The sequence below is a fragment of the Gammaproteobacteria bacterium genome (assembly GCA_036381015.1).
Classification (GTDB): Bacteria; Pseudomonadota; Gammaproteobacteria; order Steroidobacterales; family Rariloculaceae; genus ZC4RG20.
Genome location: DASVDR010000008.1, coordinates 253,446 through 274,828, shown reverse-complemented (window position 1 = coordinate 274,828; position 21,383 = coordinate 253,446). Strand labels below are relative to the sequence as shown.

Below are 21,383 nucleotides of genomic sequence, written 5' to 3'. Positions count from 1 at the left end.
CACATCGCGCTCGTGTTGCACAACGGTGAATTCCGGTAATACCTGAAAACCGGCAGTCATTTCCTTGTGGGGGTTGATACCCACGTGGAAACAACCTTCACCGTCCACGAAGCCTGTGATCCATTGAGCGTCGAGTTTCATCGATAGCTTCCAAGCGTAAAGTCTCTGAGGGTTCTTAGTGCTACTAAGTCTTCCCTGCGGATTGTCCCCATGACTTCCAGATTTTTACTGCCGATCTTTCGATCGACGAGTACTGAGAAGTTTTGGAGGAGTTTCCCGCATATGGCTTGGTTTTACTAAGGCTAGCGATAGTTAACCTTAGGACCGTTATAGTTACGGCCGCCGTTTACCGGGGCTTCGATCAGGAGCTTCGCCGAAGCTAACCCCATCAATTAACCTTCCGGCACCGGGCAGGCGTCACACCCTATACTTCCACTTTCGTGTTTGCAGAGTGCTGTGTTTTTAGTAAACAGTCGCAGCCACCTGGTCACTTCGACCCCCACCAGCTCCGAGAGCAAGTCTCTTCACCGGCAAGGGCGTACCTTCTCCCGAAGTTACGGTACCAATTTGCCTAGTTCCTTCACCAGAGTTGTCTCAAGCGCCTTGGGATTCTCTCCCCACCCACCTGTGTCGGTTTACGGTACGGTTCCGTGTTACCTGAAGCTTAGAGGCTTTTCCTGGAAGCATGGCATCGGCCACTTCCCGGCACAAAGGCCGGTGGTCTCGCATCTCGACATATGAGAGCCCGGATTTGCCTGAGCTCTCTGCCTACTTGCTTTCCCCGGGACAACCAACACCCGGTAGACCTAGCCTTCTCCGTCCCCTCATCGCAGTAACACGAAGTACTGGAATATTAACCAGTTTCCCATCGACTACACCTCTCGGTCTCGCCTTAGGGGCCGACTCACCCTGCGCCGATTAACGTTGCGCAGGAAACCTTGGGTTTTCGGCGTGCGGGTTTTTCGCCCGCATTATCGTTACTCATGTCAGCATTCGCACTTCTGATACCTCCAGCGTGCCTCACGACGCGCCTTCGCAGGCTTACAGAACGCTCCTCTACCATGCATGCAAGCATGCATCCGCAGCTTCGGTACAAAGCTTGAGCCCCGTTGAATCTTCCGCGCGGGCCGATTAGACCAGTGAGCTATTACGCTTTCTTTAAAGGATGGCTGCTTCTAAGCCAACTTCCTGGCTGTCTGTACCTTCCCACTTCGTTTCCCACTTAGCTTTGATTTTGGGACCTTAGCTGGCGGTCTGGGTTGTTTCCCTTTCCACGACGGACGTTAGCACCCGCCGTGTGTCTCCCGTGATTGCACTCACCGGTATTCGGAGTTTGCATCGGTTTGGTAAGCCGGGATGGCCCCCTAGCCGAAACAGTGCTCTACCCCCGGTGGTGATACACGAGGCGCTACCTAAATAGCTTTCGAGGAGAACCAGCTATCTCCGGACTTGATTAGCCTTTCACTCCTATCCACACCTCATCCGAAACTTTTTCAACAGTTCCCGGTTCGGGCCTCCAGCAGGTATTACCCTGCCTTCACCCTGGACATGGATAGATCGTCCGGTTTCGGGTCTGCTCCCAGCTACTGTATCGCCCTGTTCGGACTCGGTTTCCCTACGCCTTCCCTACCTGGTTAAGCTTGCAACTGAAAGCAACTCGCTGACCCATTATACAAAAGGTACGCCGTCACCCCGTCGAAACGAGGCTCCGACTGCTTGTACGCACACGGTTTCAGGTTCTATTTCACTCCCCTCTCCGGGGTTCTTTTCGCCTTTCCCTCACGGTACTGGTTCACTATCGGTCAGTAAGGAGTATTTAGCCTTGGAGGATGGTCCCCCCATGTTCAGACAGGGTTTCTCGTGCCCCGCCCTACTCTTCGTTGCTCCTCTGATTCACCTTTCGTGTACGGGGCTATCACCGTCTGTGGCCGAACTTTCCAGAACGTTCCACTAGGGTCCTCAGATTGATGGCAACTGGGCTGGTCCCCTTTCGCTCGCCGCTACTCAGGGAATCTCGGTTGATTTCTTTTCCTCCGGCTACTTAGATGTTTCAGTTCACCGGGTTCGCTTCCGCAGCCTATGTATTCAGCTACGGATACTCCGCAAGCGGAGTGGGTTTCCCCATTCGGAAATCCACGGGTCAATGCTTGTTTGTCAGCTCTCCGTGGCTTATCGCAGACTACAACGTCCTTCATCGCCTCTTACTGCCTAGGCATCCACCATGTGCGCTTGTTCACTTGACCATATAACCCAAAACACTCCCGACTGAACCGTCGAAAGCTCCGACCCGAAGGCCGAATGGGCCGGCGCCGTTCCCTCGCCTCCTTTTGTACAGGCGAGCTCGTGGCCACCGTCACCCGGCGCGAACGCCGGGCGGTCAATGCGACACTTGTGCAAATGCGACACTTGATTCGAGTCAATAAAAAATTGACCCGGTCAAGACGTCAGAAATATTTCCAGATTGTTAAAGAACGAAAATCCGCAAAGGAAACGTGCTCCTTTCCGTTGCAGACTCTTGAGCAGCCGGTGCGAAATGCTGGTGGAGCCAGACGGGATCGAACCGACGACCTCCTGCTTGCAAAGCAGGCGCTCTCCCAGCTGAGCTATGGCCCCATTTCCGGTAACCATTGGCCGGCGAACGCACCGCGCAAGTTCTGGTGGGTCTGGGAAGATTTGAACTTCCGACCTCACCCTTATCAGGGGTGCGCTCTAACCAACTGAGCTACAGACCCGGAGATGTGCGGTGCCCCGCAGCTCGACGAGCGAAGCCCGACCGTGGTCAACCACGATCCGGCAGAAGTCCAGGGCTGCTGAATTCGATCAGATAACTTGTGCGGGCACTCGCGCCTTCGATTGCTCGAGGCGTCCCTCTTTCTTTAGAGGCTCTTTAAAGGAGGTGATCCAGCCGCACGTTCCCGTACGGCTACCTTGTTACGACTTCACCCCAGTCATTAGCCACACCGTGGTAAGCGCCCTCCCGAAGGTTAAGCTACCTACTTCTGGTGCAACCAACTTCCATGGTGTGACGGGCGGTGTGTACAAGACCCGGGAACGTATTCACCGCGACATTCTGATTCGCGATTACTAGCGATTCCGACTTCACGGAGTCGAGTTGCAGACTCCGATCCGGACTACGACAAACTTTACGGGATTGGCCGGCTCTCGCGAGTTCGCAACCCTTTGTATTTGCCATTGTAGCACGTGTGTAGCCCTGCCCATAAGGGCCATGATGACTTGACGTCATCCCCACCTTCCTCCGGTTTGTCACCGGCAGTCTCCCTAGAGTTCCCGGCCGAACCGCTGGCAACTAGGGACAAGGGTTGCGCTCGTTGCGGGACTTAACCCAACATCTCACGACACGAGCTGACGACAGCCATGCAGCACCTGTGTTCCGGCTCCCGAAGGCACCCCCGCATCTCTGCAGGGTTCCGGACATGTCAAGGGCAGGTAAGGTTCTTCGCGTTGCATCGAATTAAACCACATGCTCCACCGCTTGTGCGGGTCCCCGTCAATTCCTTTGAGTTTTACCGTTGCCGGCGTACTCCCCAGGCGGAGAACTTAACGCGTTAGCTGCGACACCACGAGGCAAACCCTCGCGACATCTAGTTCTCATCGTTTACGGCGTGGACTACCAGGGTATCTAATCCTGTTTGCTCCCCACGCTTTCGCGCCTCAGCGTCAGTATTGGCCCAGGAAGTCGCCTTCGCCACTGGTGTTCCTTCCGATATCTACGCATTTCACCGCTACACCGGAAATTCCACTTCCCTCTACCATACTCGAGTCAGGCAGTATCGAATGCAATTCCCAGGTTAAGCCCGGGGCTTTCACATCCGACTTACCAAACCGCCTACGCGCGCTTTACGCCCAGTAATTCCGATTAACGCTTGCACCCTCCGTATTACCGCGGCTGCTGGCACGGAGTTAGCCGGTGCTTCTTCTGCAGGTGACGTCAAGACCCGGCGGTATTAGCGCCAGGCTTTTCTTCCCTGCTGAAAGTGCTTTACAACCCGCAGGCCTTCTTCACACACGCGGCATTGCTGGATCAGGCTTTCGCCCATTGTCCAATATTCCCCACTGCTGCCTCCCGTAGGAGTCTGGGCCGTGTCTCAGTCCCAGTGTGGCTGATCGTCCTCTCAGACCAGCTACGGATCGTCGCCTTGGTGAGCCGTTACCTCACCAACAAGCTAATCCGACGTAGGCTCATCCAATAGCGCGAGGCCTTTCGGTCCCCCGCTTTCCTCCGTAGAGCGTATGCGGTATTAGCCCGAGTTTCCCCGGGTTATCCCCCACTACTGGGTAGATTCCTACGTATTACTCACCCGTTCGCCACTCGTCAGCACCCCGAAGGGCCTGTTACCGTTCGACTTGCATGTGTTAGGCATGCCGCCAGCGTTCAATCTGAGCCAGGATCAAACTCTTCACTTTAAAACGTAAAGACTTGTGAGCTTTTTCGAGCCGGCACGATTCGACGCCGAAGCGCCGCCTCGCGCGGGCTCTGGCACTTTTGCTCTTGCGAGCGCCCACACAAGTTGCTTGAGATTGATTTGTTAAAGAGCGACCCGGAAGGCTTCCCGGGCAGACGCAAAAGTCTATTCGGACTTCTGGTTTCCTGCAAGCGCCGTCACGTCATCGTTACGAACGCTGGTCAGGAGGCGCGGCATTATAAGCGCTGCCGCACCGGACGCAAGAGGGGATCTTCGTTGTCCTCCCATGCCGTCCTCCGGCGCCTCGCGGCGGCCCCGGCGACGGCGGAGATTCGACCCGTCCCTGGGTCTCCGGTTCCGCCGGCCCCGCCTCGGCGCGCGGCGCCTTTGCGAGACCCTTCCCTCGGAACCGGGCCTTTTGACGACCGTCGGCCGAGGAAGTTCCGGCATGCTCGGGGCGTTTTTCGCGCATCACGGCGGCGAGGGGAAGATTGGGGGTCAGAGCCCTTTTCCGTCCGACCGATCGCGTTCCCTGCGACCGATACCGGGCCGTAACTGCCTTCCGGCGCAGGAGGGAAAGGGGCTCGGGGAAACGGGCTCTCGTCACGCTGACCTCAGAGTCTTTTCTTGCAGCGGGAGAGGTCGCGACGCAGCAGGGGAAATGGCTTTGACCCCGTGTTGACCCAGGGGAAAAGGGCTCCGCCGTTTCCCTGGGAAAAGCGCTCTGACCCCAATCCCCTCCTCAACAGGGAAAGGGGCTCGGGGAAACGGGCTCTCACCACGCTGACCTCAGAATCATTTCGCGCAAGCGGGAGAGGTCGCGACGCAGGAGGGGAAAAAGCTTTGACCCCGAGTTTCCCCAGGGAAAGGGGGCTCTGCCCGCCCTAGTTTTCCCAGGGGAAGGGCTCTGCCGCTTCCCAGGGAAAAAAGGGCTCTGACCCCAATTCCCTCCTCCAGGAAAAAAGGGCTCTGACTGTTAGCCGGCCTCGTCGGCGGCCGAGACGAGCTCGATGCGCGCGAACCGCCGCTTGCCGACCTGGTAGAGATGCGCCTCGCCCGCCCGCACGGCGAGCGTGCGATCGCCGACCCGCTCGCCGTCGAACCGGACCGCGCCCTGGTCGATGAGCCGGAACGCCTCGGACGTGCTCGACGCGAGGCCCGCCCGCTTCAGCACGTGCGCGATCCCGAGCTCGCCGCCGTCGATCACGAGCTTCTCGAGGACGAGATCATCCGGAACCGTACGGTTTCGATGCACCTCGTCGAACCGCCGGTGCGCCCGCTCGGCGCTCTCCGCGTCATGGAACCGCTCGACGATTTCCTTCGCCAGAAGCACCTTGACGTCGCGCGGATTGCGTCCCTGCCGCACTTCCGCGCGCAACCGTTCGATCTCCTGCAACGGCCGGAAGCTGAGCAAGTCGAAGTATCGCCACATCAGCTCGTCCGAGATGCTCATCAGCTTGCCGAACATCTCGTCCGGGGGATCTGTGATGCCGACGTAGTTGCCGAGCGATTTCGACATCTTGTTCACGCCGTCGAGCCCCTCGAGGAGCGGCATCGTCAGGACGATCTGCGGCTTCTGCCCGTACGCCTGCTGCAGATGCCGGCCGACGAGCAGATTGAACTTCTGATCAGTGCCGCCGAGCTCGACGTCCGCGTTGAGCGCGACCGAGTCGTACCCCTGCACGAGCGGATACAGGAACTCGTGGATCGAGATCGGGCGGCCGCTCTCGTAGCGCTTCTTGAAGTCGTCGCGCTCGAGCATGCGCGCGACGGTGTACTTCGCCGCGAGCTCGATGAGCCCGACGGCGTCCATCTTGCCCATCCAGCGCGAGTTCAGCTCGAGGCGCGTGCGCACCGGGTCGAGGATCTTGTAGACCTGCTCTGCATAGGTCTTCGCATTGGCCTCGACCTCTTCGCGCGTGAGCGGCGGCCGCGTCGCGGACTTGCCGCTCGGGTCGCCGATCATCCCGGTAAAGTCGCCGATCAGGAAGATGACGTCGTGCCCGTACTCCTGGAATCGGCGCATCTTGTTGAGCAGCACGGTATGGCCGAGATGCAGGTCAGGAGCGGTCGGGTCGAAGCCCGCCTTGACCCGCAGCGGACGCCCTTCGGCGAGCCGCTCCGCGAGCTCTGATTCGATCAGGATCTCTTCGGCGCCTCGCCGCAACTCGGCGAGCTGTTCTGCGACGGATTCCACCTCGAGCCACCGTCCGTGATGTTACGCTTGCGGAACGCGAAGCGGCGCGAAGCATAGTCGAACCGCCGCGAAGCGTCGACGCGGCGCCCGGCGGCGCTCATCGCGCTCATGCAGCCCGATGCTTCGATCTCGCCCGCTCGCCCGCGTTCGGGAACGGCCTCTTCGGCCTTTGACCCTCGGATTCGGAAGCAGGTACATTAATATCCATTTCAACATAAGGTGGCCGGTGAAGCCGTACAAGAGTGGCGTTCGCCACGACTATAAGGATCTTTACCTCGCTCCACCGGCGCAGCGTCGCGAGCGTCGACTGAGGCTGTTCCTGCTCGGCCTGTCGCTGCCGCTGGTCGCGGTCTCGCTGCTCCTGCTGAGCGAGCGCAACGAATCGAAAGTCCCTGCCGCAAGCGAAGCGGACGCACGCCACTCGCTGACCGACCTCGCCGTCGACATCCCGCCGCGCCTCGACGTGCTTCACGAGAGCGCCGTCGTCGCGCAGCCGGCCAGCACCGCGAACGAGCTGCTGACGCTGCCGCCCAATCCCGTCGAGAGCCGCTCCGGATCGGCGGCGCGGGCGCTGCTCGAGGACGCCGCCGCATCCGTGCTCGAGCTCGTCGTGAAGCCCGGCGACACGCTCGAGCGGCTCTTCCGCCGCAACGGCCTGAGCCTCACGGACCTCGCGGCGATGGTCAGCCTCCGCGACGTCGCCGAGCATCTGAGGCTGCTGCGCCCCGGGGATACGATCCGGGTCGAGCATCGCGGCGGCGAGGTCCTGTCGATGGTCCGGCCGATCGACCGCGCTCACCTGCTCACGATCGAGCGCGCAGAGACCGGGTTCGACGCGAAGACGATCGAGCTGCCGGTCGAGGTCAAGGAGCGGATCGCGCACGGAGAGATTCGCACGTCGCTGTTCGAGGCCGGGACGGCGGCCGGCATGTCCGACTCGCTGACGATGACGATGGCCGGCATCTTTCAATGGGACATCGATTTCATCCTCGATCCGCGCGTCGGCGACACCTTCACCGTCATCTACGAGGAGCACTACCGGGACGGCGAGAAGCTCGGCGACGGCCCAATCATCGCCGCCGAGTTCGTCAACCAAGGGAAGGTCTATCGCGCGGCGCGCTACACGGACGACACGGGCCGCACGGACTACTTCACGCCGGACGGCCGCAGCGTCCGCAAGGCGTTCCTCCGCGCACCGGTCGACTTCACGCGCATCAGCTCGAACTTCGACCTGAATCGGCGCCATCCGGTCCTGAACACGATCCGCGCGCACAAGGGCGTCGACTACGCGGCGCCGACGGGTACCCCGGTCAAGGCGGCCGGCGACGGCAAGGTCATTCAGCGCGGCCCGAACGGCGGCTACGGCAACAGCATCACGCTGCAGCACGGCGGCAACATCACGACGCTGTACGCGCACCTGTCGCGCTTCGGCCAGTTCAGGGTCGGGAGCCGCGTGAAGCAGGGAGACATCATCGGCTACGTAGGCGCGACGGGCCTCGCGACGGGCCCGCATCTGCACTACGAGTATCGCGTCGACGGCGTGCACCGCAATCCGCGCACGGTGCCGCTGCCGCCGGCCGATCCGGTCCCGGAAAGCTCCCGTGCGGACTTCGAGGCGAAGGTTGCCGTGCTGTGGGAGCGCCTGGAGCAGGCGTCCGGGCCGCGCTACGCTGACGTGGCGACGGACTGACGCCGCCCGAACGTGACCGCCGCCGCGGAACGTGCATGCGCGGCAGGTAGCATCGCTCGGAACGGCGGGCCGCGCCGCGACAGGCGCGGACTCAAGGCGCTGATTGGACCGATGCCGATCCGAGCCGGCGAGGAAGCCGGCGCCGCACGACGATGGACGCTCCGAACCTCAAGCTGCCCGACTACTACATCAACCGCGAGTTGTCGCAGCTCGAGTTCAACCTCCGCGTCCTCGAGCAGGCCAAGGACGCGCGTGTCCCGCTGCTCGAGCGGCTGAAGTTTCTCTGCATCTCGTCGACGAACCTCGACGAGTTCTTCGAGATCCGCGTCGCGGGCCTCAAGCAGCGGATCGAGGTCAGCGCGGCGCCGGCGGGCCCCGACAACCTCGGTCCCGCAGAGGTGCTGCGCAGGATCGCCGAGAAGACCGCCGGCCTCGTGAACGAGCAGTACCGCGTGCTCAACGAGGAGCTCATTCCCGCGCTCAAGGCGGAGGGCATCCGCTTCGTGCGCCGCGACGAATGGAGCGACGCGCAGCGCGAGTGGCTCGAGCGGCTCTTTCGCGAGGAGATCGTGCCGGTGCTGAGCCCGACGACGCTCGACCCGACCCGGCCGATCCCGCGCATCCTGAACAAGAGCCTGAACTTCATCGTGAGCCTGCACGGCCGCGACGCGTTCGGACGCCCCGTTCACCGCGCCATCGTCCAGGCGCCGCGCTCGCTGCCGAGGCTGATCCAGCTTCCGGCGGAGCTCGTCGAGTCCGGCGAGTCGCATTTCGTCTTCCTGTCGTCCGTGATCCACGCGTTCGTCGATCGGCTCTTCGCGGGCATGGAGATCGACGGCTGCTACCAGTTCCGGGTCACGCGCAACAGCGACCTCTACGTCGACGACGAGGACGTCGACGACCTGATGCGCGCGCTCGAAGGCGAGCTGTTCGAGAGCCGCTACGGCGCCGCGGTGCGCCTCGAGACCGCGCACGACTGCACGGACGAGCTCGCGGACTACCTGCTGAACCATTTCCAGCTGTCGGCGCAGGACCTCTACCGCGTCCCGGGACCGGTCAATCTGAACCGCCTGCTCGCCGTCTACGACCTCGTGGACCGGGACGACCTGAAGTACCCCCCGTTCACGCCGGGTCTGCCGAAGCAGCTCGTGAACACGAGCATCTTCGACGCGATCGCGAAGCGCGACGTGCTGCTGCATCACCCCTACGAGTCGTTCTCGCCCGTCGCGGATTTCTACTACCGCGCCGCGCAGGATCCCGACGTGCTCGCGATCAAGAGCACGCTGTACCGGACGACGCCCGACTCGACGCTCGTCGAGAGCCTCGTGTCGGCCGCGAAGGCGGGTAAGGAAGTCACGGTGCTGATCGAGCTCAGGGCGCGCTTCGACGAGGCGGCGAACATCGCGCTCGCGAGCAAGCTGCAGGAGGCGGGGGCGCACGTCGTCTACGGCGTCGTCGGCTACAAGACGCACTGCAAGATGACGCTCGTCGTGCGCAGGGAGCGGGGCCGGCTGCGCCGCTACGTGCATTTGGGCACCGGCAACTACCATCCGCGCACGGCGCGGGCCTACACGGACTACGGCCTCCTGACCGCGAACGAGCAGCTCGGCGAGGACGTGCATCAGGTCTTCATGCAGCTCACGAGCCTGATGAAGACGCAGGAGTTGAAGCTCCTGTCGCAGTCGCCGTTCAACCTGCACGCGCGGCTCCTGTCGCTGATCCGCCGCGAGATGCAGCACGCGGCGAGCGGCCGGCGCGGGCGGATCGTCGCGAAGCTGAACGCGGTCGTCGAGCCCGAGGTGATCCGCGCGCTCTACGAGGCGTCCATCGCGGGCGTCGAGATCGACCTGATCGTGCGCGGCATCTGCTGCCTGCGTCCGGGCCTGCCCGGCGTGTCCGAGAACATCCGCGTGCGCTCGATCATCGGCCGATTCCTCGAGCACTCGCGCTGCTACTACTTCCGCAACGGCGGCCAGGAGGAGGTCTACTGCGCGAGCGCCGACTGGATGGACCGCAACTTCTTCCGGCGCATCGAGGTCATGTATCCGATCCTCGATCCCGGTCTCAAGTCGCGGCTGATCGCGGATCTCGAGCTCTACCTCGCCGACAACACGCAGGCGTGGACGCTCGAGCCCGACGGCGGCTACACGCTCGTCCGCGCGGGCGCCGAAGACCCGCCGGTCTCCGCGCAGGCCCGGCTGCTCGGTCAGCTCGCCGAAGCCTCGTAGCGCGGCGCGTCCGGGCCGAACGACAGCTCGAAGCCGACCGCGCCGAGCCAGCGCCGCTCCTGCTCGAGATCGGCGTGCGTCAGCGGGTTCGCGGTAAGCCACTCCCGAGGGAAGCGCAGCGCGAGCGATCGTTCGGCGACTTCGATATCGAGCGGCGGCAGATCGAGCGGCCCGCGCCCGCGGTTCAGCAGCACGGCGAGCCTGAGCAGCACGATCATTCGCTCCGCCGGCACGCGCCAGGCAGCCGGCAGCCGCTCGACGATCGACTCGTCGAGCTTGCGTCGGTGGGTCGCGACGAGCGCGGCCAGGAGCTGCTGCTCGAGCCGGCCGAAGCCCGGCATGTCCGCATGCGCGAGCAGGTAACCGCTGTGCTGGTGGTACTTCGAATGCGCGATGTCGAGACCGACCTCGTGCAGGCGAGCCGCCCAGCCGAGGAGCTGCCGGCAGCGCGGGTCGTCGAGCCCCCACGCCGCCTCGACGTGCTCGAGCAGCACGTCGACCGTCTTCTCGACGCGCGCGCCCTGCTCGACGTCGACGTGATAGCGGCGCTGCATGTCGCGCACCGAGCGCTCGCGCGCGTCCTCGTCGCGCAGGCGGCCGAGCATGTCGTAGAGCAGCCCCTCGCGCAGCGCGCCTTCGCTCGCGTCGAGATGCTCGAGCCCGAGGCCCGCCATCACCTCGGCGAGAATCACGATGCCGCCGGGGAAGACCGGCGCGCGCTCGGCGCCGAGCCCGGGAAGATCGAGGTCCGCGACGCGGCCGGCGTCGATCATCCGCTCGATGATCGCTTCGATCGCGGCGAGCGACACGCCGCCGTCGACGAGGCCGAGCTCGCGCGCGATCTCCGCCGCCGCCTTGACCGTGCCGGACGAGCCGATCGCCCGGGACCACCCCGCGCGCCGGAACGGCTCGCGCACCGAGCGGAGCTCGAGCTGCACCTCGAGCCGCGCCCGCGCGAAGCGCCGGCGGCCGAGCTTCCCGTCCCCGAAGAATTGCCGGGACAGGTCCACGCAGCCGACCGAAAGGCTCTCGAGCTGCCGCGGCTCGTACCCTTCGCCGATGATCAGCTCGGTGCTGCCGCCGCCGATGTCGACGACGAGCGTCGAGCCGTCGATGCTCGGCGCGTAGTGCGAGACGCCGAGATAGATCAGTCGCGCCTCCTCGACGCCGGAGATCACCTCGACCGGGTGGCCGCCGAGCGCGTCCTCGGCGGCGGCGAGGAACGTCTCGGCGTTCCTCGCGCGGCGCAGCGCGCTCGTGCCGACGACGCGCACGCGGTGCGCCTCCATGTCGCGCAGCCGCTGACCGAAGCGCTTGAGGCACGCGAGCGCGCGCCGCTGACTCTCGGCGTCGAGATTGCCGCGCGCGTCGAGACCCGACGCGAGACGCACCATCTCGCGCAGCCTGTCGAGGATCGCGAGCCCGCCGTCGTGCGCGCGGGCAACGACGATGTGGAAGCTGTTGGACCCGAGGTCGACGGCGGCGATGACGCCGGCATCGTCGCCCCGGGGCTTCTCGCTCTCGCGCGGCAACTCTCGCCGATCAGACGGAGAAGGACGACCCGCAGCCGCAGGTCGTGGTCGCGTTCGGGTTGCGGATGATGAACTGTGCGCCGGAAAGGTCTTCCTTGTAATCGATCTCGGCGCCCTGCAGGTACAGCACGCTCATCGGATCGACGAGCAGCGTGACGCCGGCCTTCTCGATCTCGGTGTCCCCTTCCTGCACTTCCTCGTCGAACGTGAAGCCGTACTGAAACCCCGAGCAGCCGCCGCCCTGGATGTACACGCGAAGCTTCAGGTCCGGATTGCCCTCGGCCTCGATCAGCTGGCCGACCTTCGCGGCGGCGGCGTCGGTGAAATGAAGCGGCGGCTCGTTGCCCGCCATGCGCGGTTCGCTCATTCGACTACTCTCCGACCAGATTGACCGAGCCGACCGGCCCGGTCTCGTCGAGCTCGGCGACCGACTCGCCGCGGCGCTCGCTCTCGTGGATCAGCTTGCCGTTGACCTCGGCGCCGACCGCCATCTCGATCAACTTGTACTGGACGTTCCCTATGACCTTCGCCCGGGGACCGAGTTCGACCCGCTCGGTCGCCTTCACGTCGCCCTTCACGGTGCCGTTCAGCCGCACGTGCGGCGCCGCGACCACGCCCTCGACGCATCCTCGCTCGCTGATCGACAGCATGCTCCGCTCCTCGTCGAGCGAGATCACGTTACCCCGGACGTACCCGTCGATGTGCAGACCGCCCTTGAACTCGATGTCGCCCTGGATCCGCGATTCCGCGCCGATCAGCGTGCCCGTGGCCGGCTGCCTGCGCTTCTTTCCACCAAACATCGGCAGTCATTCCTCCGGGCCGACGCCGCTCACGGCCGCCCACTCGAACGTTTGCGTCAACGGCTCTCCGCGCGGCTCCGACGGCCGTACCTCGACCTCGATGTCGAGCGGCTCGAATCCGTCGGGCAACGTGATCTCCTGCTCGAGCCCTTGAAAGTAGCGGAAATCGTACTCGAGCTCGGCGACCTCGGCCGCGCCGGTCAACTCCTCGAGACCGAGCGTCTGCGGCTCCCCGTGCAGGTTGCCCGACACGCTCAATCTTACAACGCCGGCCGCCTTGCGGTTCTGCGCGATCGCCTGCATCAGCACGATGCGCAGCACGTAGCGCTGCTCGCCGTTGCCGGGCGCGACCTCGACGCTCTGCACGCGCAGGCCGGGCTGGCCGTCGGGCGGCGAGATGATGCCCCGATAGAACGCGAGCTCCTCCTCCTGGGCCTGGAGCTTCGCTTCGAGCTCCGTCAGCGTCACCTTGAGCTGCGCGTACGTCTCCTGGTCGATCTCGCTCGACGTCTCGAGCATCGCGAGCTCCCGCTCGAGCTCCTCGATCCGCTGCGCCTGCTCCCCGACCCGGGTGCGGAGCCGCTCGACCTCGTTACGGTGGTCGAGCAGCGAGTAGCCCGCCTCGTAGCGGCCGAGCTCGAACACGAGGTAGGCGGCTCCGAGCACGAGCACGGTCGCGAGGCCGACGAGCCAGGCGCGCGCGCGTCTCATCGATCTCGGCCGTCCAGCGTCATCACGCGCGTATTGTCGCAGTGGCCGATCGCCGGAAACGGGACGCGCTTCACTGGCCGGGTCAACCGAGCCCGCACGCGCGCTGCCAGCGGCGCGGCCACCACGCCGGCGGCGCCGGAGGACCGCTGTGCGGGAACGCGAGCGGACCGAGCTCGGCGAGTGCTCGGACATACACGAGCCGCTTGAAGTAGATGACCTCCTTGACCGGCCGCCAGTAGTCGACCCACCGGCAGCGATCGAATTCCGGCTCGTCCGTCAGGTCGAAGCGGAGCCTGCCAGGGTCGCAGTTGAGCTGCAGCAGGAACCAGCGCTGCTTCTGGCCGACGCAGAGCGGCGTCTGCTCACGCCGGACGTAACGCTGCGGCAGGCGGTAGCGAAGCCAGTCGCGGGTCTGGCCGACGAGCTCGACGTCGTTCGGCCCGAGGCCCACCTCCTCGCGCAGCTCGCGGTACATCGCGGACTCCGTGCTCTCGTCGGGCCGAACGCCTCCCTGCGGAAATTGCCATCCTCCTCGGCCGCGCCTGCCGGCGATCAGCACGTGACCGTCGCCGTCCATCAGGATGATGCCGACGTTCGCGCGGTAGCCCTCTTCGTCGATGAAGTCCATGGATCCGGTCGCAGCCGGCGGCCGACTGCGAGTCGCTCCCGTTCTTCTTAACCGCATGATTATATTAGCCGTCATTTTGCACGACGACCATATTCCGGCCGCCCGACTTCGCCGCGTACAGCGCGGCGTCCGCGCGCGCGAGAAGGGCCTCGCCGGCGTCCCCGCCGGCCGGCGCCGCCGCGTGCTCGGCGACCCCGACGGAGACCGTGACGGGGATCGGCTCGCGGCCGCCGCCGATCTCGAACGGCTGCTCCGCGACCGCCGCCCGGATCCGCTCCGCGAGCGCGGCGGCCGCGTGCGCATCGGTGCCGGGCAGCAGGATCACGAACTCTTCGCCGCCATAGCGCGCGGCCACGTCGCTGCCGCGCACCTGGCGCGCGATCCGATCCGCGACGCCTCGCAGGATGTCGTCGCCGACCAGGTGGCCGAAGCCGTCGTTGACCCGCTTGAAGTGATCGACATCGATCATCAGGCACGCCATCGGCGCGCCGGACCGGCGGCAGCGCGCGATCTCCTCGCGGAGCCGGGCCTCGAGATACCGGCGGTTGCTCCAGCCGGTCAGCGGATCGGTCAGGACGCTGCGGACGAGGCGCGCGCGGTTCGCCGTGTTCTCGAGCGCGAACGCGGCCATGATGCCGAGGTGATGCAGGAAATCCGTCGCGTGACGGCGCGTGAACCGCGACGGGTTCGCGCTGCCCATGTTCACGCTGCCGACGAGCTTCTCGCGGCGGGCGAGCGGCACGAGCGCGACGCTGCGCAGGCCCTCCGCCCCCGGAAACAGGCGCCCGTGCCGCTCCCGGTCGAACGCGCCGAGCCATGGACGGGGCGCCGCGGCATCGAACGGCAACGATTCCGGCAGGCGGTCGACGAAGAGCACATTGGGGAACGCGTCCGGGCTCGCGCCTTCGCCGATCAAGAGATGCCGCAGCTCGTGCGCCTCGTCGACGAGCAGGAGCGTCACGGCCTCGAGGCTGTAGCCGGCGCGCAGCCCGTCCGTCGCGCGCGTCAGGAGCGTTGCGAGATCGTCGGCCTCGAGCAGCTCCATCTCGCGCGCCTGCGCGCGCTTCCACGCCTCCTCGTTCTTGCGCGCCTCGTCGGCAAGCCGCTCGATTCGGCGCTCGAGCTCGGAGAGCTTGAGCCCCTTCATCCCCCGTGCCTCGCGCGACGGCGCGGCTCCCCGCCGCGACGTCGATGCCCGAATCCGCTCACGGCGACCGACCGTACGACGCCGGCGCCGTCAGCCCCGATTCTCGAGATAACGGCGCCCCGCCTCCATCAGCGCGACGAAGCCCGCCTCGTCCCGCGTCTCGACGAGCCGCCTGATCGTCGCGGCGGCCTCCGTCAGCGCCTTCAGTGCCGTGCCGCCGTACTCGTTCAGCGTCTGGATATCGAAATAGAGGTGCGGATTGTCCCTCGCGACGAGCGCCGCGACCTTGAGCTGCGCGTCGAACGTCGTGCTCGAAAGCTTCTGCAGGCGCGGCACGAGCTCGCCGCTGTTCGCGAGCGCCGTGAAGAACACGAGATTCAGCGCGTGCGACAGGCCGAGCACGAACGCGATCAGGCGGTCGTGCTCCTCGAGGCTCATCTCGATCTGCTCGGCCATCGTCGCCGAGAAGAGCTCCCGCGCCTGGGCGGTCGCGGACGCGTCGCCGAGATCGACGAAGATCACGTGGCGGCCCGACAGGAGCCGCGTATCCGGGCCGAACATCGGATGGATCGACGTGACCCGGCAGCCCGCCGCGACGAGCCGCGCGAGCCCGTCGCGCAGCGGCGTCTTCAGCGAGCCGATGTCCATCACGAGGCCCTTCGGCCGGCGCTCGGCGAGCTCGGCGAGCACGAGGGCCGCGATCTTGATCGGCGTCGCGACGATGATGATGTCGTGGTCGAGCGCGCTGTCCCGCCAGTCGGCGATGCGCGGGTACGGCAGCTCGGTCTCGGCCGGATCGGCGAGCTCGATCGCAAAGCCCTGCGACGCGAGGAACTGCGCGAACCACGCGCCCATCTTGCCGGCGCCGCCGATCACGAGCACGCGCTTGCCGGCGCCCGACGTGTGCGCCGCGACGCGCGTCTGCTCCTGCTGCGTCAGCGACGACCGGATCAACAGGCGCATGACCTCCTCGGCGAGGTCCGGGTCGAGGCCGAGCTCCGCGGCCCGCGTGCGCGCGCCTTTCAACACTTCCTTCTCGCGCTCATAATCGCGCGTGGGCACGGCATGCTCGATCTTGTGCACGCCGATGTCGGCGACGATGCGCTGCCTCGCGGCGATCAGCTCGACGAGCTCGCGGTCCACTTCGGACAGCCGCCGCCGCAGTTCTTCGAGCGTCATCGGGGTTCTCCGGTTGGGGTCCGGGGTTTGTACCCGCGCAACCGAGGTCGACGCAAGATCAGGCCGGCAACAAGGTGTCCGACACGCTGTTTCGGCGGCGCAACCCGATGAGGAGGAAGGGATGTCGCATCATCTGGAGCTAGTCAGCGAAGCGCGCTGTTTCGACGGTTGGCAGCGCACCTACCGCCACCAGTCCGAAAGCTGCCGCTGCACGATGCAGTTCGCGGTCTACCTCCCCCCCGCGGCCGAGCGCGGCCCCGTCCCGGCGGTCTACTGGCTGTCCGGCCTGACCTGCACCGAGGAGAACTTCAGCGTGAAGTCCGGCGCGCAGCGCTATGCGTCCGAGCTCGGGCTCGCGCTGATCATCCCGGACACGAGCCCCCGCGGCGTCAACATCCCCGGCGAGGACGAGCGGATCGACGTCGGGAGCGCGGCCGGCTTCTACGTGAACGCGACCGTCGAGCCGTGGGCCGCGCACTACCGCATGTACGACTACGTCGCGAAGGAGCTCGTCGAGCTCGTGAACGGCCACCTGCCGGTCGATCCGGCCCGGAAGTCGATCAGCGGCCACTCGATGGGCGGGCACGGCGCGCTCCTGATCGGCACGAAGAACGCGGACAAATACCGTTCGATCTCGGCCTTCTCGCCGATCGCGTCGGCGAGCCGGTCGGAATGGGGCATGCCGGCGCTCGAGGCCTATCTCGGGCCCGACCGCGAGGCGTGGAAGGAATGGGACGCGAGCCTCGTGATTCGCTCGTCGCCGAGCCGGCACACGCTGCTCGTCGATCAGGGCGGCGCCGACCCGTTCCTCGACCGCCTGCGCCCGAACGACCTGAAGGAGGCCTGCGCGGCCTCCGGCCAGAAGCTCGAGTACCGGGAGCGGGCCGGCTACGACCACGGCTACTACTTCGTCAGCACGTTCATCGGCGAGCATCTCGCGTTTCACGCGAAGGCGCTCGCTTGAGCCGAGCGGCCGGGGCGGCACCGATGTCGGAGCGCGAGCCTGCGGAGCCGTTCGAGCTCGTCCGGCGCTGGCTGGACGACGCGGCGTCCGGCTCGCGCCGCAACCCGAATGCGATGGCGCTCGCGACCGTCGGCGACGACGGCCGCCCCGCCGCGCGCATGGTGCTCCTGAAGAGCGTGTCCGAGGAGCACGGCTACGTCGTGTTCTACACGAACTACCGCTCGAGGAAGGGCCGCGAGCTCGAGCGGTTTCCGTGGGCCGCGGGCGTCCTCTACTGGGAGGAGCTCGGCCGCCAGCTCAGGCTCGAAGGGCGCGTCGTGAAATCCCCCGAGGAGGAAAGCGACGCGTACTTCGCGACCCGCCCGTTCCGCAGCCAGCTGAACGCCTGGATCAGCGCGCAGAGCGACCTGCTGACCGACTCGAGCGAGCTCGAGCGGCGCGCGATCGCGAAGGCGCGCGAGCTCGGCGGCGACTTCTCGACGGACGCGCCGCCGCCGCGCAGCGTGCCGCGGCCGCCGCACTGGGGCGGCTACAGGCTCTGGTGCGACCGCGTCGAGCTGTGGACCGAAGGCAGCGGACGCTTCCATACCCGCCTGCGCTATTCGCGCGACCTGTCGAGCGACCCGGACGGCCGTCTCTGCGGCGGCCCGTGGCGCTTCGAACGACTCCAGCCGTAAATCCGCGTCGCCGATGCCCCGTCGAATCCGACTCGCGGCCTCGCTCTGCGTCGCGCTCGCCGCGTGCGTGCTCGGCCCGGGCGCGGCCCGCGCCGAGCAGCGCATCGCGAACGTCAGCCAGGGCACGAACTTCTCGCTCGCGATCTTCCCCGACCGCGAGTGGCTCGTGATCGACCTGCTCGGTAGGCTGTGGCGCGTGCCCGCGAGCGGCGGCGGCGCCGAGCCGCTGACGCCGGCCGACGAGGCCGCGCGCCACCCGCGTGTCGCGCCGGACGGCCGGCAGGTCGTGTACCAGCGCCTCGTCGGAGGCCAATGGGACCTGTGGCTGCTCGACGTCGACACGGGCGAGCGGCGCGCCCTCCTCGCGACCGAATTCGACGAGCGCGAGCCCGACTTCACGCGTGACGGCCGCTCCGTCGTGTTCGCATCGAACCGGACGGGCACGTTCAGCCTGTGGCGCGTCGAGATCGACAGCGGCGTGCTGACGCAGCTGACGGCGGAGCCCGGCGACGCGTCGTTCCCGACCGTGTCCGAGCACGACGAGATCGCGTACGTCCGCCGCGACCCCGACGGCTGGTCGCTGCGCGCGCTGCTGCCGAGCGGCGCGGCGATCGAGCTGCTCGAGTCCCCGAATCGGCTGACCGCGCCGAGCTGGCGCGAGGGCGACGGCGTCATCGTCTACAACGAGCAGCGCGCGGCCGTGAACGACGCGGGGCCGAGCAGCGAGCTCAAGATGCTCGTGCTGTCGGCGAGGCCCGTCGTGAAGACGCTGACGCGCGCCGAGGACGTGTTCGAGTCGCGCGTCGCGTGGCTCTCCCCCGGCGAATACTTCTACGCCGCCGACGGCCGCATCTGGCGGCGCGGGATAGCGCATGCGTCCCGCGACCCCGTGCACGTCTTCGCCGCGGTCGCGGTCGACGCGAGCGTGCCGCCTGCGATCGACATCCCGCTCGATGCGCCGGGACCGCATCCGGTGCGCGGCCACGCGGGCCGCAGCGTCTCGCGCGACGGCCGCGTCGAGGTCGTCGGCGCGCTCGGCGATCTGTGGCTCGTCGAGCGACGCGGTGCGCCGCGCCGGCTGACGGACGACGCGTGGGTCGACATCGATCCGAGCGTCTCGCCCGACGGCGAGCTCGCCGTCTTCGCGAGCGACCGCGGCGGCGACATGGACCTGTGGAAGGTCTCGCTGCCCGGCGGCGTGCTCACGCAGCTGACGCGAACCCCCGCCAGGGACCACGCGCCCGCCGTGTCGCCCGACGGCCGTACGATCGCGTTCCTCGAGACGGACGGCATCGACCCGAGAGGCGCATCGCGGCTCCGCGTGCTGCCCGCGGCGGGCGGCGCGGCCAGGACCGTCGCGACGGGGCTCGTCGGCGCGACGAGCATCCGCTGGGACGGCGACGACCGCATCTCGGTCGAGCTTCGGGCGGCGGACGGCGGCGACGCGGGGCACGTCACGTACGACGCGGCGACCGGAGCCATGGCCGGGCCGAGCGGAACCGACGCCGCCGCGGCGAACGAGCCGGCCGCGGCAGACGAGCCGCGCGCGCTCCCCGAGATCGAGTGGCGCCCGGCCGGACCGGACGCGCCGTACGCGATCCAGGTCGGCCGCCTGTTCGACTCGATCCGGTCCGACTACGTCCGGCACGTCGACGTGCACATCGAAGGGCAGCGGATCAAGGCGATCGTCGCGCGCGGCATGCTGCCGCTGCCCGAGCGCGTGATCGACCTGCGCGACGGCACGATCATCCCGGGCCTCATCGACGTGCATGCCGAGAGCTCGGCGCTGCTCGGCGAGCGCCTCGGCCGCGCGTGGCTCGCGCACGGCGTGACGACGGTCCGCGAGCACGCCGCGGACGTGGCCGAGGCGCTCGAGCGCGCCGAATCCTGGGCGAGCGGACGCCGGCTCGGCCCGCGGCTCGTCGTCTCGCCGGCCGGACCCGTGTCCGGCGACGCGGGGACCGCGACGTCGGCGGATCCGACCGGCGCAGAGGCGCCGCAGCGCGCGGCGGCGCCGTATCCGATCCCGGTGCACGGCTATTCGAACCTGCGCTCGGCCACGTCCGTCTTCCCGGCGCTCGTCGGCGCGCCGCTCGCGCTGCCCGTGCCGACGGCGCTGCCCGTCCGAGCGTCGCCGCTCGGGCTCGCGTACGACGACGTCTTCAACACGATCATCGAGTCGCGCACGGTGCTCGTCTCGGGCCTCGGCGCCGCGTACGGCGTATCGCCGGGGTCGAGCGTGCTCGACCGGCTCGTGCGGCATCCCGTCTTCGAGCGCCTCTACGCGGACGCCGAGCGCCGGGCGTGGCTGTCGCGACCCTTCCGGGCCGGCGCCGCCGGCGCGATGCAGCAGCACCTGCTCCGGCTGATCCGCGCCGGCGGGCTCGTCGCCGTCGGCACCGGCGCGCCAACGGTGCCGTACGGCCTCGGCGTCCACGTCGAGATGGCGCTCTTGGCCGACGCCGGCATCGCGCCCGATCAGGTGCTGCGGATCGCGACGGCCGGCAACGCGCTCGCGCTCGGGCTCGACCGGCAGCTCGGCACGCTCGAGCCGGGGAAGCTCGCGGACTTCGTCGTCGTCGACGGCAACCCGCTCGCGAACATCGCGGATGCGCTGAACGTCGTCGCGGTCGTCAAGGGCGGCGTATGGCTCGACCAGGCCGAGCTGGCCGGGCGTTGAGGAAACTTCCACCGACACGAGCGTCCCGGGGTCGGCGTAGAACGTCCGGACCGGTTCGAAATTTGCGCAATGCGTAGTGACAGCCGGTTACGGGCGGATCGTGAAAATCGGGTTGAACTACGTGCAGTAACCGCTTCGTCGGCGATCCTTACAAGACTGGGTCCAAAGGCACGCCGGCTCCGGATCCGATCGCCGTAACAGATTGTGCAAACGAATAATTTCCGGATATGGCACGTCTCTTGCTCATATCAGGCCGACCCGTCAAGGGTCAGTGAGTGCGCAAACCGACAGAAAACGATGCTTAAGAGCAAAGGGTTCTGTTAAATTTTGTCCCGAGACAAGAAGAAGAACGAGAACAAGAAGAAGAGAAAGGCTGTAATAACGACGAGAACAAAAAATGGGGCATGACCATTAAGGGAATGACCGACAGCCAGGCCGCATACTTGAAACCGTAAACTCCGATAACAACAAGTCTCTGACCCGGCGCTCCCACCGCCGGGTTTTCTTTTTTTTTCGGCCCGGGAAA

General features: G+C 66.3%; 14 protein-coding genes, 2 tRNA genes and 2 rRNA genes. 5 read left to right on the top strand and 13 right to left on the bottom strand.

Features of this window, described 5'->3' with window-relative positions; genetic code table 11:
- From VF329_03130 to tyrS, 6 genes are all read right to left on the bottom strand, one after another.
- On the bottom strand, positions 1-141 hold a 141-nt coding region (locus VF329_03130; protein HEX7079988.1), incomplete at its 3' end, for an LAGLIDADG family homing endonuclease.
- A 12-nt stretch (positions 142-153) separates the two neighbouring features.
- Positions 154-2,243: ribosomal RNA gene (locus tag VF329_03125) — 23S ribosomal RNA — on the bottom strand.
- 294 nt (positions 2,244-2,537) lie between these two features.
- Positions 2,538-2,613: transfer RNA gene (locus VF329_03120), tRNA-Ala, on the bottom strand.
- A 42-nt stretch (positions 2,614-2,655) separates the two neighbouring features.
- Positions 2,656-2,732, bottom strand: a tRNA-Ile gene (locus VF329_03115).
- Between the two features lie 157 nt (positions 2,733-2,889).
- A 16S ribosomal RNA gene (locus VF329_03110) occupies positions 2,890-4,425 on the bottom strand.
- The 16S and 23S rRNA genes sit together here with 2 tRNA genes alongside, the layout of an rRNA operon.
- Before the next feature lie 975 nt (positions 4,426-5,400).
- Positions 5,401-6,621, bottom strand: a complete 1,221-nt coding sequence (tyrS, locus tag VF329_03105) for a tyrosine--tRNA ligase (protein HEX7079987.1) — start codon at positions 6,619-6,621, stop codon at positions 5,401-5,403.
- 226 nt (positions 6,622-6,847) lie between these two features.
- Here tyrS and VF329_03100 point away from each other — a divergent pair, with 226 nt between their 5' ends.
- Together VF329_03100 and ppk1 are read left to right on the top strand one after the other, a co-directional pair.
- A complete protein-coding gene (locus tag VF329_03100; GenBank protein ID HEX7079986.1) occupies positions 6,848-8,311 on the top strand; it encodes a peptidoglycan DD-metalloendopeptidase family protein in 1,464 nt (487 codons plus the stop codon).
- 152 nt (positions 8,312-8,463) lie between these two features.
- Positions 8,464-10,539, top strand: coding sequence for a polyphosphate kinase 1 (gene ppk1 / locus VF329_03095; GenBank protein ID HEX7079985.1), 2,076 nt, complete (start codon positions 8,464-8,466; stop codon positions 10,537-10,539).
- On the opposite strand, the gene ppx is transcribed toward ppk1, so the two are convergent.
- From ppx to VF329_03060, 7 genes are all read right to left on the bottom strand, one after another.
- On the bottom strand, positions 10,518-12,071 hold the full coding sequence (ppx, locus tag VF329_03090) for an exopolyphosphatase (protein ID HEX7079984.1): 1,554 nt from the start codon (positions 12,069-12,071) through the stop codon (positions 10,518-10,520). The genes ppk1 and ppx overlap by 22 nt on opposite strands.
- A 10-nt stretch (positions 12,072-12,081) precedes the next feature.
- The gene (gene erpA, locus VF329_03085) at positions 12,082-12,438 is read right to left on the bottom strand and encodes an iron-sulfur cluster insertion protein ErpA (protein ID HEX7079983.1); all 357 of its coding nucleotides are present in this window, start codon (positions 12,436-12,438) and stop codon (positions 12,082-12,084) included.
- A gap of 4 nt (positions 12,439-12,442) precedes the next feature.
- Positions 12,443-12,871 carry a polymer-forming cytoskeletal protein gene (locus VF329_03080; GenBank protein ID HEX7079982.1) on the bottom strand — a complete coding sequence of 143 codons (429 nt, stop codon included), beginning with the start codon at positions 12,869-12,871 and terminating at the stop codon, positions 12,443-12,445.
- Positions 12,872-12,877: 6 nt separating this feature from the next.
- Positions 12,878-13,582, bottom strand: a complete 705-nt coding sequence (locus tag VF329_03075) for a DUF6776 family protein (GenBank protein ID HEX7079981.1) — start codon at positions 13,580-13,582, stop codon at positions 12,878-12,880.
- Positions 13,583-13,664: 82 nt separating this feature from the next.
- On the bottom strand, positions 13,665-14,210 hold the full coding sequence (locus VF329_03070) for an RNA pyrophosphohydrolase (GenBank protein HEX7079980.1): 546 nt from the start codon (positions 14,208-14,210) through the stop codon (positions 13,665-13,667).
- Between the two features lie 64 nt (positions 14,211-14,274).
- On the bottom strand, positions 14,275-15,357 hold the full coding sequence (locus tag VF329_03065) for a DUF484 family protein (GenBank protein HEX7079979.1): 1,083 nt from the start codon (positions 15,355-15,357) through the stop codon (positions 14,275-14,277).
- Positions 15,358-15,447: 90 nt separating this feature from the next.
- Entirely contained in the window at positions 15,448-16,536 is a 1,089-nt protein-coding gene (locus VF329_03060) for a prephenate dehydrogenase/arogenate dehydrogenase family protein (protein HEX7079978.1), read from the bottom strand.
- Between the two features lie 121 nt (positions 16,537-16,657).
- On the opposite strand from VF329_03060, the gene fghA reads away from it, so the two are divergent.
- From fghA to VF329_03045, 3 genes are read left to right on the top strand one after another with little or no spacing between them, the layout of a single operon-like run.
- On the top strand, positions 16,658-17,500 hold the full coding sequence (gene fghA, locus VF329_03055) for an S-formylglutathione hydrolase (GenBank protein ID HEX7079977.1): 843 nt from the start codon (positions 16,658-16,660) through the stop codon (positions 17,498-17,500).
- A gap of 23 nt (positions 17,501-17,523) precedes the next feature.
- On the top strand, positions 17,524-18,177 hold the full coding sequence (pdxH, locus tag VF329_03050; protein HEX7079976.1) for a pyridoxamine 5'-phosphate oxidase: 654 nt from the start codon (positions 17,524-17,526) through the stop codon (positions 18,175-18,177).
- Between the two features lie 13 nt (positions 18,178-18,190).
- Complete coding sequence (locus VF329_03045) at positions 18,191-20,857, top strand: amidohydrolase family protein (GenBank protein HEX7079975.1); 2,667 nt, start codon at positions 18,191-18,193, stop codon at positions 20,855-20,857.
- The last annotated feature ends 526 nt before the right edge of the window (positions 20,858-21,383 follow it).

Excerpts from the sequence above, each read along its gene's own strand:
- VF329_03075 (HEX7079981.1), bottom strand. The coding sequence starts at position 13,582 with ATGAGACGCGCGCGCGCCTGGCTCGTCGGCCTCGCGACCGTGCTCGTG.
- VF329_03070 (HEX7079980.1), bottom strand. The coding sequence starts at position 14,210 with ATGGACTTCATCGACGAAGAGGGCTACCGCGCGAACGTCGGCATCATC.
- ppk1 (HEX7079985.1), top strand. The coding sequence starts at position 8,464 with ATGGACGCTCCGAACCTCAAGCTGCCCGACTACTACATCAACCGCGAG.
- VF329_03065 (HEX7079979.1), bottom strand. The coding sequence starts at position 15,357 with ATGAAGGGGCTCAAGCTCTCCGAGCTCGAGCGCCGAATCGAGCGGCTT.
- VF329_03080 (HEX7079982.1), bottom strand. The coding sequence starts at position 12,871 with ATGTTTGGTGGAAAGAAGCGCAGGCAGCCGGCCACGGGCACGCTGATC.
- VF329_03045 (HEX7079975.1), top strand. The coding sequence starts at position 18,191 with ATGCCCCGTCGAATCCGACTCGCGGCCTCGCTCTGCGTCGCGCTCGCC.
- pdxH (HEX7079976.1), top strand. The coding sequence starts at position 17,524 with ATGTCGGAGCGCGAGCCTGCGGAGCCGTTCGAGCTCGTCCGGCGCTGG.
- fghA (HEX7079977.1), top strand. The coding sequence starts at position 16,658 with ATGTCGCATCATCTGGAGCTAGTCAGCGAAGCGCGCTGTTTCGACGGT.
- VF329_03060 (HEX7079978.1), bottom strand. The coding sequence starts at position 16,536 with ATGACGCTCGAAGAACTGCGGCGGCGGCTGTCCGAAGTGGACCGCGAG.
- erpA (HEX7079983.1), bottom strand. The coding sequence starts at position 12,438 with ATGAGCGAACCGCGCATGGCGGGCAACGAGCCGCCGCTTCATTTCACC.